This is a genomic window from Microbacterium sp. H83 (genome assembly GCF_001650405.1).
Lineage (GTDB): Bacteria > Actinomycetota > Actinomycetes > Actinomycetales > Microbacteriaceae > Microbacterium.
Map to the genome: position 1 here is coordinate 69,485 of NZ_LWCU01000010.1, position 15,293 is coordinate 84,777.

A 15,293-nucleotide genomic window follows, 5' to 3' on the forward strand; every position below is an offset into this window, starting at 1 on the left:
GCTGGAGCGGCGCGAACTGCGACCGGACCGCCTCTGACCCACCGACCAAGGAAGAGCCATGACACTCACCGCGGAACGCCGGGACACGGCATCCGATGCGCCGCCGGCGGACGCCGCGCCCCGGCGCCCCTGGCGGAACCGCCTCTCGCGGTTCGACCAGAACGCCTCGCCCTACTTCTACATCTCGCCGTTCTTCCTGCTGTTCGGCCTCGTCGGACTCTTCCCCCTGCTGTACACGGTCTGGGTCGCGGTGCACGAGTGGGACCTGCTCAAGGGGCAGGGCGAGTTCGTCGGCACCGGCAACTTCGTCGAGATCCTCGGCGATCCGATGTTCTGGAACTCGATCGGCAACACCCTGAGCATCTTCCTGCTCTCCGCGATCCCGCAGCTGGCCGTCGCCCTCGTGATCGCGTACCTGCTCGACCGCGGCCTGCGGGCTCCGACGTTCTGGCGCATGAGCGTGCTCATCCCGTTCGTCGTCACGCCCGTGGCCGTGGCCATCATCTTCTCGAGCATCTTCAACGAGGCCGACGGTCTCGCGAACAACCTGCTGAATCTGGTGGGCATCGCCGACCAGGAGTGGAAGCACAACACCGCGCTGTCGCATCTCGCGATCGCCGTCATGGTGAACTTCCGCTGGACCGGCTACAACGCCCTCATCCTGCTCGCGGCGATGCAGGCCGTGCCGCGCGACCTCTACGAGTCCGCCGCGCTCGACGGCGCCGGACCTGCCCGTCGCTTCTTCTCCATCACGATCCCGACCATCCGCCCGACGCTGATCTTCGTGATCATCACCGCGACCATCGGCGGACTGCAGATCTTCGCCGAGCCGCGACTGTTCGACGTCTCGACCGCGGGCGGCATCGGCGGCAGCGACCGGCAGTTCCAGACGACGGTGCTGTTTCTCTGGGAGCTGGCCTTCTTCCGGCGCGACCTCGGCGAGGCATCCGCCGTCGCCATCCTGCTGTTCCTGCTCATCGTCGGCATCGGCGTGATCAACTTCCTCATCTCGCGACGGATCTCGACCGGGGACGCCCCGAAGAGCCGCGCCGCACGCCGACGCGCCCGCACCACGACCGCGTCCTCCACCATCACGACCGAGGAGGACGCGCGATGACCGCCACCCAGGCGCTGAGCGTCCCCGAGAAGATCCGCCGCCGCAGCGCGGCATCCGGAGGCACCGCCGGCATCGGCAGCCGTCCCGGTTTCCTCACCTACGGTCTGCTCGCCGCCTTCATCATCGGCAGCGTGTACCCGCTGTGGTGGTCGATCGTCGTGGCGAGCGGCACGAACGCCACCCGGGGGGAGACGCTGCCGCTGATCCCGGGAGGCAACTTCTTCGCGAACGCGGCGAAGGTCTTCGACGCGATCCCGTTCTGGCTCGCGCTCGGCAACTCGTTCCTCATCTCGGGCATCATCACGGTCTCCGTCGTCACGTTCTCGACGCTCGCGGGCTACGCCTTCGCGAAGCTGCGCTTCACGGGACGGGACGGGCTGATGATCTTCGTGATCGCGACCATGGCGATCCCGACGCAGCTCGGCATCATCCCGCTGTTCATGCTCATGCGGGAGCTGGGGTGGACCGGCTCGATCGGCGCGGTCATCGTGCCGACCCTGGTCACGGCGTTCGGCGTGTTCTTCATGCGGCAGTACCTGGTCGACGTCATCCCCGACGAGCTCATCGAGGCGGCGCGCATGGACGGCGCGAACCAGTTCCGCACGTTCCTGACCGTCGGCATCCCGGCAGCCCGTCCGGCCATGGCGATCCTCGGCCTGTTCACCTTCATGACGGCGTGGACCGACTACCTGTGGCCGCTCATCGTGCTCTCGCCCCAGAACCCGACGCTGCAGACGGCGCTCAGCCAGCTGCAGTCGGGCTACTACATCGACTACTCGATCGTGCTCGCCGGCGCGGTGCTCGCGACCCTCCCGCTGCTCGTCCTCTTCGTGGTGGCGGGTCGGCAGCTGGTCAGTGGCATCATGGCGGGCGCGGTGAAAGGATGACCCGTATGACCCGCGCCTTCCCCGAGAACTTCCTGTTCGGCGCCGCGACAGCGGCGTACCAGATCGAAGGGGCGGCGTTCGAAGACGGACGCACCGCGTCGATCTGGGACGCCTTCTGCCGGGTGCCCGGAGCGGTCATCGGGGGCGACGACGGCGACGTCGCGTGCGACCACTACCACCGGTACCCGCAGGACGTAGAGCTCATGAAGGACCTCGGCCTGCAGACCTACCGGTTCTCGACATCGTGGTCGCGCGTGCGTCCCGACGGGGGAGCGGTCAACGCGAAGGGCGTCGACTTCTACGAGCGCCTCGTCGACGAGCTGCTCGCCGCCGACATCCTGCCGTGGCTGACGCTGTACCACTGGGACATGCCCCAGGCGCTGCAGGAGACCGGCGGCTGGACGAACCGCGACACCGTCAGCCGATTCCTCGAGTACGCGGGAACCATGCACGACGCTCTCGGCGACCGCGTCAATGTGTGGACGACGCTGAACGAGCCGTGGTGCTCGTCGTTCCTCTCGTACACCGGCGGCGAGCATGCCCCTGGGCACACGAGCATCGCCGAGGGCCTGCTCGCCTCGCACCACCTGCTGCTCGCGCACGGCGCGACGGTGCGCGAGCTGCGCGGACGGGATGAAAGCCTCAATCTCGGCATCACCCTCAACCACACGGTCGCCGATCCCGCCGATCCCGCCAACCCCGCCGACCTCGACGCCGCACGCCGCGTCGACGGGCAGTTCAACCGCTGGTTCCTCGACCCGATCTACCGCGGTGTCTATCCGGACGACATCATCCGCGACATCAGGGCGGTGGATGCCGAGGCCGTGACGCGCTTCACGGACGCCGTGCACGAGGGCGACCTGGACACGATCTCGCAGCGCATCGACACCCAGGGGGTCAACTACTACCACGGCGACGTCGTCTCCGGTGCGGCGCCCGTCGACCCGCCGGTGAGCGGCGGTCCCGCCACGGAGCGGAAGGGACGCAGCCCGTACCCCTCGAGCGAGGGCATCCACGCCGTCGAGCGCGGGCTGCCGCGGACCGCGCAGAACTGGGAGGTCCAGCCCGAGGGGCTGACCCGTCTGCTGCAGCGGGTGTGGACGGAGTACGCCGAGCCGGCGGGCACTGTGCTCTACATGACCGAGAACGGTGCGGCGTACGACGATGCGGCGGTCGTGGAGGACGGCGAGACCCGCGTGCACGACGACGACCGCACCGAGTTCCTCCGGCTGCACCTGGGCGCCGTCCTCGACGCCGCGGATGCCGGGGTCGACGTGCGCGGCTACTTCTACTGGTCGATGTTCGACAACTTCGAGTGGGCGTGGGGGTACGACAAGCGGTTCGGCATCGTCCGCGTCGACTACGACACCCAGGAGCGGAGTCTGAAGGACTCGGGTCGGGAGTACGCTCGCATCATCGCCGCTCGCTCTCTCTGAGTCCGGGCGGAGCGCGGGAGCATCCGACCTCGGCGTCGGACGGAGGGAGAGCTGTGTCGTCACGAGCGACCATCGAAGAGGTGGCGTCGGCCGCCGGGGTGTCACGGTCGACGGTCTCGCGCGTCGTGAACGGCTCGACCGCCGTCAGCCCGGAGGCGCTCGCCGCGGTGCACCGTGCGATCGAGGAGCTCAGCTACGTCCCCAACCGGGCGGCGCGCTCGCTGGCGTCGCGGCAGACCCACGCGATCGCCCTGATCGTGCCCGAGGACACGACCCGGTTCTTCGGCGATCCCTTCTTCGCGGCGATCGTCGCCGGCATCACCGGAGCGCTGCGCGGATCCGACTACCTGCTCAATCTGCTCATCGCCAGCGACGACCCCGGCGACAAGATGACGAGCTTCGTGCGCAACGGCGGTGTCGACGGCGCCCTGATCGTCTCGCACCACACCAGCGACGCCTTCATCGACCGGGTCGCCGATGCGGTGCCGGTGGTCTGGGGCGGCCGGCCGGTGCGTCTGCGTGAGGGCGACTACGTCGTCGACGTCGACAACGTCGAGGGAGCCCGCACCGCCACCAAGCACCTGATCGCGACCGGCCGCCGCCGCATCGCGACGATCGCCGGGCCGTTGACCATGGTGTCGTCCGTCGACCGCGTCCAGGGCTTCCGCGGGGCGCTGGCGGATGCCGGACTCGTGCCGTTCGCCGAGGAGTCGGGCGACTACAGCGAGGCGAGCGGCGCCGACGCGGCGCGACGCATCCTCGACACGGGCCGTCCCGACGCCATCTTCGTCGCGAGCGACCTCATGGCGAGGGGTGCCCTGACGGCGCTGCGTGCCGCCGGCATCCGCGTTCCCGACGACGTGGCGCTGGTCGGGTTCGACGACTCGTCCGTCGCGCTCAGCACCGATCCGCAGCTCACGACCATGCGGCAGCCGATGTATGCGCAGGGCGAGGCCATGGCCGGCGTCCTGCTGTCGCGTCTGGCCGGGCGGGAGCCCGCGCACACGACGATCCTGCCGACCGAGCTCGTGGTGCGCTCGTCGAGCTGAGAGCACCTCGAGGGTGATCACGGATGCGGACCCGACGCCCCTCCAGCAGGATCCGCATCCGCGAGTTCAGGGGCTGCCCGGGAGTCCGGGGAGCCGGGCGGACGCGGCGAGCGTCCAGGGCAGCGTCGCCCACGGGCCGCCGCGTTTCGCCGACAGGGCGGCGGTCATGTCGCTCCAGCCGTCGCCGTACCGCTCGAGGGAGTCCTCGTCGACCACGCCGTCGCTCCAGTGCATCACGCGTCCGGCCAGGTAGCTCAGACCGAAATCCGCCCACGAGGTGAACGAACGGCGGGCGTCGATGTTGATGCGGTGGATGAGCTGTCGCACCTCGGGCACCTCGGCGAACCCCATCGCCACGCCCCACGTCGCCATCGCGACCGCCTGCCCGACGGCGTATCCGTCGAGCGTGCGCACGAACGTCTCCGGAGTGACCGAGGCGATGCCCACCCGTCGGCGCACCCGCAGCTCGATGAGGGAGATCCCCTCGATGAACGCGCGGGCGCCCTCGGGATCGCTGCCGCTCGAGGCGATCGCCTCGAGCCACTCGCCCGTGCGGGGGACACGGCCGAGGTCGATCGCGAGGTCGTTGCGGACGGCGAGATGCAGCATCCGGTCCTCGCGCCGTCGTCGCACCGTGGTGAGGTACTCGATCATCTCGAGCCACTCGTGCCGGGAGCCCACACCCCACTGCTCGATGAGCGCCTCCTGCTCGTAGGCGCCGAGGCCGGGGGCGGTCGGGTCGTTCCACGGACCCGACGGCAGCGTGCGGATCTGCAGGAACCCCAGGGCGATCTCGTTCGCCGGGATGTCGGTCGTCGAGAAGGACGGGGAGGGCATCAGCTTCGGGGCCGGGATGATCCTCGTGAGGGGACTCATGACGCTCCTGTGCATGAAACGGGGATCGCTCATAGCTTGAACGGTTGTTCAGTCAGTAATATATAGGATTCTTCGTGTTTCTCGAAGTCGTCCGATCCTGGGGAGGTGGACACGTATGGCACGGTCTGACGAACAGAACCGCGCGGCCCGCGAGCGGGCGCGCGAGGCCATCCTCCTCGCCGCGATCGAGGTCTTCGCCGAGCGCGGGGTGTCCGGCGCGAGCATCGCGGAGATCACGCACCGCGCGGGAGTGGCCCAGGGCCTGGTGAACTACCACTTCGGCGGCAAGGAGCAGCTCGTCGCGGCCGTCATCGACCGGTGGTTCGAGACGCTGTTCGGCATCCCGACCGTCGACGGCACCGCGGACGAGCGGCTGGCCGGCATCATCGACGGTGCGCTCACGGCCACCGGGTTCGCTCTGCCGGTGCAGCGTGCGGTCTTCGCCATGCAGCAGCAGCCCGACACCCACCGGCTCTTCGCGGAGTCCGAGACGCGGTTCCTCGAACAGGCGATCGCCTCGGAGGACATCGTGCGGCACGTCTTCCGGGACAGGGGCGCGGCCGATCCCGCACTCGAGGAGATCATGCTGCGCACCACGCTCGAGGGCATCTTCATGAAGTACGCCGTCTACGGCGACACCTACCCGCTCGAGGACGCGCGTCGGTGGGTCCGTCGGCTCTACGACCTCCCCGAACCCGAGGCGCCGCTGCCGCTCGAGCTCGCCCCACGCGACCCCGATGCGAGGACGCGGGCGTCCGGGGCCGTGCGTCCGGTCGACTGAGCCCGCGGGCGGTTCACGGGTCCTGTCCCCCAGCCGCGGACGGATGCACTTCCGTCGGACAGATACGGCGAATGCATCCGAGGTTCCGTCATTCGTCCGAGGGAACCCGGGCCTGGCAGCCGCGGGCGAGGGAACCGCGGGCCCGGCAGCCGCGGGCGGTGCAGCTCCGGACGGATGCACTTCCGTCGGACAGATACGGCGAATGCATCCGAGGTTCCGTCATTCGTCCGAGGCAACCGCGGGCGAGGCAGCCGCGGGCCCGGCAGCCGCGGGCGCGGGAACCGCGCCGGAACGCGACGATCCCGGATGCCGCGGCTGCAGCATCCGGGATCGTGGCGTTCGCGGGATCAGGCGGGGTCGCCGCCGAGTGGCCCGACCGCCTCGAGCGGCTTCGGGTCGTCGGCGCCCGTCTTCCGGGCCCGGGCGATGAGGTTGCCCAGGTGGTAGATGAGCAGCGCCGCGACGGTGCCGAGCACGATGCCGCCGAACGCGAAGTCGCCCAGCTGCATCGAGAAGCCGGCGATGCCGATCACGAGCGACACCGCAGCCGTGTACTGGTTCACGGGTCGCGAGAAGTCGACCCTGCTGTCGACCCAGATCTTGATGCCGATGATGCCGATCAGGCCGTACAGCGCCGTGGTCGCGCCGCCGAGCACGCCCGCGGGGATGGAGTTGAACACCTCGCCGACCTTGGGCGAGAACGCCAGCAGGATCGCGAAGAGGCCTGCGACCCAGTACACCGCGGTGGAGTAGACGCGGGTCGCCGCCATGACGCCGATGTTCTCGCCGTACGTGGTCGTGCCGGATCCGCCGAAGCCGCCGGCGATCGTCGTCGCGACGCCGTCGGCGATGAGCGCGCGGCCGGTGTGCCGGTTGATCGAGGGGTCCTCGGTCATGGTCGCGACCCCGCGCACATGGCCGACGTTCTCGGCGACCAGCACCAGGACCACGGGCAGGAACATCGCGATGGTCGACCAGGTGCCCGGCTCGACGAAGTCGGGGAGGTGGAACTCGGGGAGGCCGATCCACGGGGCGTCGGCGATGAGCTCGGCGGGGGTCTTGCCGCCGCGGAGGGCGTTCGGCACGTCGAACGATCCGGTGACGGCGGCCCAGACGAAGCCGACCGCGACGCCCAGGAAGATCGAGATGCGGCCGAGGAATCCCCGGAACAGCACGGCGAACAGGATGATCGCCACGAGGGTGATGGTGGCTGTCACCGGGTCGACCTGGAAGTTGCTCCACGCCGTCGGGGCGAGGTTGAAGCCGATCAGGGCGACGATGGCGCCGGCGACGACAGGCGGCATGAGCGCGTCCACCCAGCGCAGCCCGGCGAACTGCACGACGAGCCCGACGATCGTGAGCAGGATGCCGACGGCGACCACCCCGGCCAGCGCAGAGCCCATGTTGCCGGCAGCGACGGCCGCCGTGATCGGCGCGATGAACGCGAACGACGAGCCGAGGTAGCTGGGCAGCTGGTTCTTCGTGATGAGGAGGAAGATCAGCGTGCCGAGGCCGCTGAACAGCAGCGTCGTCGACACCGGGAAGCCGGTGAGCGTCGGCACGAGGAACGTGGCGCCGAACATGGCGACGACGTGCTGGGCGCCGATCGCGATCGTGGCGGGCCAGTTCAGCCGCTCTTCAGGGGTGACGACGGCGCCGGGTGCGACGGTGCGGCCGTCTCCGTGGATCTTCCACAGGGGCATGCGGGCTCCTCAGTATCGGGGGGTGTGGGAGTGCTTCCGCCACCCTACCGATTCCTGAGTGTTGCCTGGGTGCGTGCGTCGTGCCGCCGCGATCGTCATGCCGCGAAGGAGATCACGCGGAATGAAGGAGCGTGTGCCGCGATTCGCCCTTCGATACGGGAGATCTCCGGCAGAACGGGTGAGCGGCGTCAGGCGCCGAGACGGTCGATGAGCTCGCGGTAGCGGTCGGCGGTGCGGCCGACGACGTCGTCGGGGAGCACGGGCGGCTCACCCTTCTTGTCCCAGTTCGCGGCCAGCCAGTCGCGGACGATCTGCTTGTCGAAGCTCGCCATGCGCTCCGCCGGCGTCGTGCCGGAGCGCCACGCCTCGGCATCCCAGTACCGTGAGGAGTCGCTCGTGAGGACCTCGTCGGCGAGGTGCAGTACGCCCTCGGCATCCGTCCCGAACTCGAACTTCGTGTCCGCGAGGATCAGCCCCTTCTCCTCGGCGATCGCCGCCGCCCGCGTGTAGATCGCGAGGGAGACGTCGCGGAGCTCGGCCGCGCGCTCGGCTCCGACCAGCTCGACCGTCTGCGCGAAGGTGATGTTCTCGTCGTGCTCGCCCATCGGCGCCTTGTACGCCGGGGTGAACAGGGGCTCGGGCAGGCGGTCGCCGTTCTGCAGCCCCGCCGGGAGGGGGATGCCGCACACGGTGCCGCTCTCGGTGTACTCGGCCCATCCGGAGCCGGTGATGTATCCGCGGACGACGCATTCGATCGGGAGCATCTCGAGCGACTGCGCGAGCATCGCGCGGTCGGCGACGACCGCGGGGGTCTCGCCCTCCGCGAGGTGGTTGGGAGTGTCGGCGAGCTGGTCGAACCACCAGCGGCTCAGTCGCGTGAGCAGAGCGCCCTTCTCGGGGATGCCGGGAGAGAGCACGACGTCGAACGCGCTGACGCGGTCGGACGCGACGACGAGGATGCGGGTGTCGCCGGGATCCTCGGAGGCGTACAGGTCGCGGACCTTGCCCGAGTAGAGGTGTCGCCAGCCGGGGATGCTCTGCGCGGTGCTGTCCGAAGGTGTGCTCACCCGCCCCATTATCCCGGTTCGCCGCCGGCGGTCTTGCCCGCAGCCGCCGGGAGCGCGTATAGTCCACGTGGACTATTTGGAAGGGGGCAGGATGCCGACGCCGAACCTCGAGCGCCTCACCCCCATGGCGGTGATGGTGCTCGCCCTGCTGCGCGAGGGCGACATGCACCCCTACGAGATGGTGCGCCTGATGCGCGCGCGGCGCGACGAGCGGCTGCTCGCCATCACCAACGGCACGCTTTACCACACGGTCGGCCGGCTGCAGCGGGCGGAACTCGTCGACGAGGTGGGGATCGATCGCGAGGGCAATCGCCCCGAGCGCACCACCTACACGCTCACCGATGCCGGACGCGACGCGCTTCTCGGCTGGCTGCGGCGCGAGCTCGCGAGCATCGACCGCCCCACCGACTTCCGCATCGCGCTCGCCGAGGCGCACAACCTCGAGCGTCCGGAGGTCGTCGCGCACCTGCGGACACGACGGACGGCGCTCGACGAGGCGCACGCGCAGCATCGGGACGGCCTCCGCGGCGCGCGCGACAAGGCCGTGCCCGAGCAGGTGCTCGTGGAGTTCGAGCGGCAGGAGGTGCTGCTCGACGCCGAGCTGCGCTGGCTCGACTCCCTTCTCTCCCGCCTCGAGGCGCATTCGTTCCCCTGGGGACCGACCGCCTTCGAGGACACCGACCGCTACCTCGCTCAGCGAAAGGCCGCACAGCAATGACCGAATCACGGCAGGCACCGGGACCCGACACGGGCACCTTTGCCGCGGGGCATCGTCCCACCAGCCCCTGGCCCGCCCTCTGGGCGCTGGTCATCGGCTTCTTCATGATCCTCGTGGACACCACGATCGTCTCGGTCGCGAACCCCGCGATCAAGGCCGCCCTCGACCCCGACACCAACAACCTCGACAACGTGGTGTGGGTCACGAGCGCGTACCTGCTCACCTACGCCGTCCCGCTGCTCATCACGGGCCGACTCGGCGACAGGTTCGGCCCGAAGAACATCTACCTCGTCGGCCTCGCGATCTTCACCCTGGCCTCGCTGTGGTGCGGTCTGTCGACCTCGCTGGAAGGACTCATCGCGGCTCGTGCCGTGCAGGGTCTGGGCGCCGCGTTCATGACGCCGCAGACGATGGCCGTCATCACCCGCACGTTCCCGCCGAATCGCCGCGGAGCGGCCATGGGGCTGTGGGGTGCCACCGCCGGCGTCGCCACCCTGGTCGGCCCGCTGCTCGGCGGCGTGCTGGTCGACGGGTTCGGCTGGGAGTGGATCTTCTTCGTGAATCTCCCCGTCGGCGTGATCGCCTTCGTCGCCGCGTGGATCCTCGTTCCCAAGCTCGCGACCCACCCGCATCGCTTCGACATCCTCGGCGTCGTGCTGAGCGCCGCGGCGATCTTCCTCCTCGTGTTCGGACTGCAGGAGGGCGAGAAGTACGACTGGGGCGTGATCTGGGGACCCGTCTCCGTATGGGGCCTGATCATCGCCGGCATCCTCGTGATGGGCCTGTTCGTCCTTCAGCAGTGGAAGACGAAGAGCGAGGCGCTCGTGCCGCTCGAGCTGTTCCGCGATCGCAACTTCTCGGGTGCGAACGTCGCGATCGCGACGGTCGGATTCGCCGTGACGAGCATGTCGCTGCCGCTCATGTTCTTCCTGCAGATCGCCCGCGGCCTCACGCCGACGCAGGCCGCCCTGCTGATGATCCCGATGGCCGTGTTCTCGGGCGTGCTCGCCCCGCTCGCGGGCCGGATCCTCGATCGCACCGACCCGCGATTCATCCTCATCCCCGGCCTGCTCATCTTCGGAACCGCGCTGGTCTGGTACTCGTCGCTCGTGAGCATGGACACCGAGATCTGGATGTTCCTGTTCCCGTCCGCGCTGCTCGGCATCGGCAGCGCCGGCATGTGGGGGCCGCTCGCGACTACGGCGACGCGCCGCCTGCCGATGCGTCAGGCGGGCGCGGGCGCGGGCATCTACAACACCACCCGGACGATCGGCTCGGTGATCGGCTCCGCAGCCATCGCGACATTCATGCAGTCCCGCCTCGAGGCCAACCTGCCGGGCATGGGCGACTCCGCGGGATCCATCAGCTCGGGAGGCTCGCTTCCCCCGCAGGTGGCAGACGGCTTCGCCGCCGCCATGTCGCAGGCGATCCTGCTCCCCGCGAGCGTGATCGCGATCGGCTTCATCGCCGCGCTCTTCCTCCGAGGGGCGCCGAAGGAGACGGATGCCGCGGCATCCGCCCCCGTCACGGATCCCGCTCCGAGCGCCTGACGCCTGTCTCTGCGCGCCCGTCGACTCTCCGGAGTCGTCGGGTGCGTGTCTCGCTGTTCCGCCTCCCCTGCACCGCGCGCTCCCAAACCCGGTTGCTCACAGTGCCCGCCCACGCCCGAGCCGGATCGACGAGCATTCGCAGGTGCCTGTCTAGCCTCAGGCCGTGCCGACGGTCATGCGCATCCACGGGTACCGATTCTTCTTCTACAGCAACGAGGGGTCGGAGCCTCCGCACGTGCATGTGGAGCATGCCGGAATGATCGCGAAGTTCTGGCTCGCACCCGTAGAATCGGCCGGAAGGTCGGCGTTCGACGCTCGCCGGATCCGATTGCTCGAGACGATCGTCGCGCGACACGAGTTCCTGATCCTGGAGGCATGGCATGAGCACTCCGATCGATGATGCGCTCGCGGTCGATCTTGCGATGGACGACGATGAGCTGCATGTGCGGATCGACGACGGACGCGTGGTGAGCGTCCCTCTTGTCTGGTTCCCGCGTCTCGCCGGGGCCTCGGTCGTTGATCGCTCGGAGTGGACGCTCATCGGTGCCGGCCAGGGCATCCATTGGCCGCGTCTGGATGAAGACATCTCGATCGCCGCACTGCTGCGAGAGCGGTGAGCGGTTTGCCGCGGCATCCGCCCGTGTGATTGCATCGGGCGATGACGACGACGCTGCTCCGACCGACGACCGATCTGTTCGACTCCTGGGCCGCCGCCGTGGCCGAGTTCGACGGCGCCCATGTCGACGGCTCGGGTCTGCAGGCGCCGGTCACGCCCGATCGTGCGACCCTCGACGCCCTCACCGAGAAGGCTGCGCTCCTCGCCGACACGAGCGCCGAGCTCGACGACGACCACGTGCACAACGACCTGTACTGGATCGTCGACGACCGGGAGGTGGTCGGTTTCCTGTCGTTCCGGCACGACCTCAACGAGTGGCTCCGTGAGGCGGGCGGGCACATCGGCTACTCGGTGCGGGCGTCCCGTCGTCGCCAGGGCTACGCCTCCGCGGCGCTGCGTCTCGGACTCGAGCGGGCTCGCGAGATCGGGCTCGACCGCGTCCTCGTCACCTGCGACGACGACAACGTCGGCTCCTTCCGCACGATCGAGGGCGCCGGGGGCGTGCTCCAGGACGTGAGCGACCAGTCCGCCCGGGGTCACGCGCTGCTGCGGAGGTACTGGATCACCCTGTGATCGACGGCCCCTCGGATCGGCTCACGACGGGGACGACACGCCGCGGCGGTTAGGGTGGATGGTCGACGACCATCGCGGCGACGGCATCCTGTCGCCCATCCGATCCGAGGAGCACCCGTCGTGATCCGTAATCCCTCTTCAGCGAGCGCGCGTCTGCGCACGCTCGGACGCACCGCGGGGGCGATGGCGCTGACCGCGTTCGTCGCGGCCGGCGCGCTGCTCGGCGGAGCATCCGCCGCCTCCGCCGCAGACGACGCCGAGACCTACGTCATCGGCACCGACACCACGTTCGCGCCGTTCGAGTTCACCGACCCGAACGGCGACCTCGTCGGCATCGACATGGACCTCCTGCGGGCGATCGCCGAGGACCAGGGGTTCGAGGTCGAGATCCGCCAGCTCGGCTTCGACGCCGCGGTGCAGGCCCTGCAGGCGAACCAGGTCGACGCCGTCATGGCCGGCATGTCGATCACCGAGGAGCGTCAGCAGACGTTCGACTTCAGCGACCCGTACTTCACCAGCGGCATCCAGCTGGGCGTGCTCGACTCCAGCGACATCCAGTCGCTCGACGACCTCGACGGCGAGGCCGTGGCGGTGAAGACCGGCACGCAGGGGCAGACCTTCGCCGAGGAGAACCAGGACCAGTACGGGTTCCGCATCACGCCCTACCAGGACACCACCGACATGGTCGACGCCGTCAAGGCCGGCCAGGCCGTCGGCTACTTCGAGGACTTCCCGGTGCTCGCCTACGGCATCCAGCAGGGATCCGGATTCCGTCTCATCGGCGAGCCGGAGCTCGGCGGCGAGTACGGCTTCGCGGTCAACAAGGGGCAGAACCCCGAGCTGATCGAGATGTTCAACGCCGGACTCGCGAACCTGCAGGAGTCGGGCGAGTACGACGAGATCGTCGACCGCTACCTCGCCGGGGGCGAGGAGGGCGGATCCGCGCAGGCGACCGACATCTTCTCGGTGGCCGTGAAGTACTGGCCCGCGCTCATGGAGGGTCTCTGGCTGACGGTCCTCGCGACGCTCGTCGCGATCGTCGCCGCGTTCATCCTCGGCCTCGTCTTCGGCTTCGGGCGCATCTCGCGGATCGCGCCGTTCCGCTGGATCTCCACCGCGTACGTCTACGTCTTCCGCGGCACGCCGATCCTCGTCCAGGCGTTCTTCGTGTTCTTCGCCATCCCGCAGCTGTTCCCGGGTCTGACGTTCAACCCGTTCGTCGCGGGAGCCATCACGCTCTCCCTCAACACGGGCGCGTACATGACCGAGATCATCCGCGGCGGCATCCAGGCCGTCGACCCCGGCCAGAACGAGGCGTCGCGGTCGCTCGGCCTCAGCCACTGGAAGACCATGCGCAAGGTCGTCCTGCCGCAGGCGTTCCGCATCATGATCCCGTCGTTCGTGAACCAGGGCATCATCACCCTCAAGGACACGTCGCTGATCAGCGTCATCGGCCTCGCCGAGCTGACGTTCCAGTCCCGTCAGATCATCGCCTCGACGTACCTGTCGGCGCAGGTGCTGACGATCGTCGCCATCATCTACTTCGTCGTGATCACGCTGCTGACGCTGCTCGCGAACCGCCTGGAGAGGACGTTCACCGCATGAGCAAGATCGAGGTCAAGGACCTGCACAAGTCCTTCGGCGACAACGAGGTGCTCAAGGGCATCGACCTGACGGTGGAGGACGGCGAGGTCGTCGCGGTCATCGGACCGTCGGGCTCGGGCAAGTCGACCCTGCTGCGCTGCCTGAACAAGCTCGAGGAGCCGACCGCCGGGCACGTCGTGATCGACGGGGTCGACCTCACCGACAAGAGCGTGAAGCTCGACGAGGTGCGTCAGCGTATCGGCATGGTGTTCCAGCACTTCAACCTGTTCCCCCACATGACCGTGGTCGAGAACATCACGCTCGCTCCGATCGAGACGGGCAAGCTGTCGAAGTCCGAGGCGCGCCAGCGCGCTCTCGCGCTGCTCGACCGGGTGGGGCTCGCGGAGAAGGCCGACGCCAAGCCGGCATCCCTCTCGGGCGGACAGAAGCAGCGCGTCGCGATCGCCCGCGCTCTCGCGATGGATCCCGAGATCATGCTCTTCGATGAGGCGACCAGCGCCCTCGACCCCGAGATGGTCGGCGAAGTGCTGCAGGTCATCCGCGACCTGGCGGCCGGCGGCATGACGATGGTGCTCGTCACGCACGAGATGGGCTTTGCCCGCGAGGTCTCGGGTCGCACGGTGTTCATGGACGGCGGCGTCGTCGTGGAGGCCGCGCCGCCCGCCGAGCTGTTCGGCGCCCCGAAGAACGAGCGACTGAAGGACTTCCTCTCCAAGGTGCTCTGACCGGTCGTCCTGCGTCGAAGGCCTCCTCCCGGTGTCGGGTGGAGGCTTTCGCCGCGTCCGGGACGTCACGCGCGTTCGAGTACCCCGGGCACGGCTGCGGACGGGCGGCCGGACACGCCGGGGCGGGGTCATGCTCGTTCGAGTGCCCGGGCACGGCTTCGGACGGGAGGCCGGACACGCCGGGGCGGCGTCATGCTGGTCGCATGCCGGGGCACGACTTCGGACGGGCGGCCGGACACGCCGGGGCGCGGGCCGGATTCTGCGGCGCGTCGTGCATCGGATCCGACGTTGTGCTCGCGGGTCGGGGCCGGACGGGTCGGGGCCGGACGGGTCGGGGTCGGGCGCGGCATGCTCGTCGACTGCCCGGGCACGGCTTGCTCGTCGACTGCCCGGGCACGATTTCGGACGGGCGGCCGGACACGCCGGGGCGGGGGCCGGATGCTGCGGCGCGTCGTGCGTCGGATCCGACGTTGTGCTCGCGGGGCGCGGGCCGGGATGCTGGGGCGCGTGCCCGGGCACGATTTCGGACGGGCGGCCGGACACGCCGGGGCGGGGGCCGGATGCTGCGGCGCGTCGTGCGCCGGATCCGA

15 protein-coding genes are annotated in these 15,293 nt (G+C 69.4%); 12 read left to right on the plus strand and 3 right to left on the minus strand.

What is annotated here, in order from left to right:
• Positions 1 to 58 precede the first annotated feature (58 nt).
• Genes A4X16_RS05480 through A4X16_RS05495 form a run of 4 tightly spaced genes read left to right on the plus strand, consistent with a single transcriptional unit; the run spans position 59 to position 4,489 of the window.
• Positions 59 to 1,117 (plus strand): carbohydrate ABC transporter permease, encoded by a 1,059-nt coding sequence (locus A4X16_RS05480; RefSeq protein WP_067117591.1) that lies wholly within the window; start codon positions 59 to 61, stop codon positions 1,115 to 1,117.
• Entirely contained in the window at positions 1,114 to 2,004 is an 891-nt protein-coding gene (locus tag A4X16_RS05485; protein ID WP_067117595.1) for a carbohydrate ABC transporter permease, read from the plus strand. The genes A4X16_RS05480 and A4X16_RS05485 overlap by 4 nt, the downstream gene beginning before the upstream one ends.
• 5 nt (positions 2,005 to 2,009) lie before the next feature.
• Positions 2,010 to 3,440 carry a GH1 family beta-glucosidase gene (locus A4X16_RS05490; RefSeq protein WP_197491776.1) on the plus strand — a complete coding sequence of 477 codons (1,431 nt, stop codon included), beginning with the start codon at positions 2,010 to 2,012 and terminating at the stop codon, positions 3,438 to 3,440.
• Between the two features lie 53 nt (positions 3,441 to 3,493).
• Positions 3,494 to 4,489 carry a LacI family DNA-binding transcriptional regulator gene (locus A4X16_RS05495; protein ID WP_067117601.1) on the plus strand — a complete coding sequence of 332 codons (996 nt, stop codon included), beginning with the start codon at positions 3,494 to 3,496 and terminating at the stop codon, positions 4,487 to 4,489.
• Between the two features lie 66 nt (positions 4,490 to 4,555).
• On the opposite strand, the gene A4X16_RS05500 is transcribed toward A4X16_RS05495, so the two are convergent.
• On the minus strand, positions 4,556 to 5,365 hold the full coding sequence (locus A4X16_RS05500) for a DUF1266 domain-containing protein (RefSeq protein WP_067117604.1): 810 nt from the start codon (positions 5,363 to 5,365) through the stop codon (positions 4,556 to 4,558).
• A gap of 115 nt (positions 5,366 to 5,480) precedes the next feature.
• Here A4X16_RS05500 and A4X16_RS05505 point away from each other — a divergent pair, with 115 nt between their 5' ends.
• Entirely contained in the window at positions 5,481 to 6,146 is a 666-nt protein-coding gene (locus A4X16_RS05505) for a TetR/AcrR family transcriptional regulator (RefSeq protein ID WP_082914290.1), read from the plus strand.
• Between the two features lie 347 nt (positions 6,147 to 6,493).
• Here A4X16_RS05505 and A4X16_RS05510 read toward each other — a convergent pair whose 3' ends face one another.
• Together A4X16_RS05510 and A4X16_RS05515 are read right to left on the minus strand one after the other, a co-directional pair.
• On the minus strand, positions 6,494 to 7,849 hold the full coding sequence (locus A4X16_RS05510; protein WP_067117607.1) for a uracil-xanthine permease family protein: 1,356 nt from the start codon (positions 7,847 to 7,849) through the stop codon (positions 6,494 to 6,496).
• Between the two features lie 188 nt (positions 7,850 to 8,037).
• Positions 8,038 to 8,925, minus strand: coding sequence for a phosphoribosylaminoimidazolesuccinocarboxamide synthase (locus A4X16_RS05515; RefSeq protein WP_067117610.1), 888 nt, complete (start codon positions 8,923 to 8,925; stop codon positions 8,038 to 8,040).
• Positions 8,926 to 9,007: 82 nt separating this feature from the next.
• Between A4X16_RS05515 and A4X16_RS05520 the strand changes: the two genes are divergently transcribed.
• The 7 genes from A4X16_RS05520 (at position 9,008) to A4X16_RS05550 (ending at position 14,703) form a co-directional block, all read left to right on the plus strand.
• Positions 9,008 to 9,634, plus strand: coding sequence for a PadR family transcriptional regulator (locus tag A4X16_RS05520; protein ID WP_067117612.1), 627 nt, complete (start codon positions 9,008 to 9,010; stop codon positions 9,632 to 9,634).
• Positions 9,631 to 11,184, plus strand: coding sequence for an MFS transporter (locus A4X16_RS05525; protein WP_067117615.1), 1,554 nt, complete (start codon positions 9,631 to 9,633; stop codon positions 11,182 to 11,184). Before A4X16_RS05520 ends, A4X16_RS05525 begins: the two co-directional genes overlap by 4 nt.
• Positions 11,185 to 11,347: 163 nt before the next feature.
• The gene (locus A4X16_RS05530; protein WP_067117618.1) at positions 11,348 to 11,584 is read left to right on the plus strand and encodes a DUF4160 domain-containing protein; all 237 of its coding nucleotides are present in this window, start codon (positions 11,348 to 11,350) and stop codon (positions 11,582 to 11,584) included.
• Positions 11,565 to 11,801: a DUF2442 domain-containing protein gene (locus A4X16_RS05535; protein WP_067117621.1), complete on the plus strand. Its 237-nt coding sequence runs from the start codon at positions 11,565 to 11,567 to the stop codon at positions 11,799 to 11,801. The genes A4X16_RS05530 and A4X16_RS05535 overlap by 20 nt, the downstream gene beginning before the upstream one ends.
• Before the next feature lie 41 nt (positions 11,802 to 11,842).
• Positions 11,843 to 12,373 carry a GNAT family N-acetyltransferase gene (locus A4X16_RS05540; RefSeq protein ID WP_067117624.1) on the plus strand — a complete coding sequence of 177 codons (531 nt, stop codon included), beginning with the start codon at positions 11,843 to 11,845 and terminating at the stop codon, positions 12,371 to 12,373.
• Between the two features lie 120 nt (positions 12,374 to 12,493).
• On the plus strand, positions 12,494 to 13,978 hold the full coding sequence (locus tag A4X16_RS05545) for an amino acid ABC transporter substrate-binding protein/permease (protein WP_157559987.1): 1,485 nt from the start codon (positions 12,494 to 12,496) through the stop codon (positions 13,976 to 13,978).
• Positions 13,975 to 14,703, plus strand: coding sequence for an amino acid ABC transporter ATP-binding protein (locus tag A4X16_RS05550; protein ID WP_067117627.1), 729 nt, complete (start codon positions 13,975 to 13,977; stop codon positions 14,701 to 14,703). The genes A4X16_RS05545 and A4X16_RS05550 overlap by 4 nt, the downstream gene beginning before the upstream one ends.
• Positions 14,704 to 15,293: the final 590 nt, after the last annotated feature.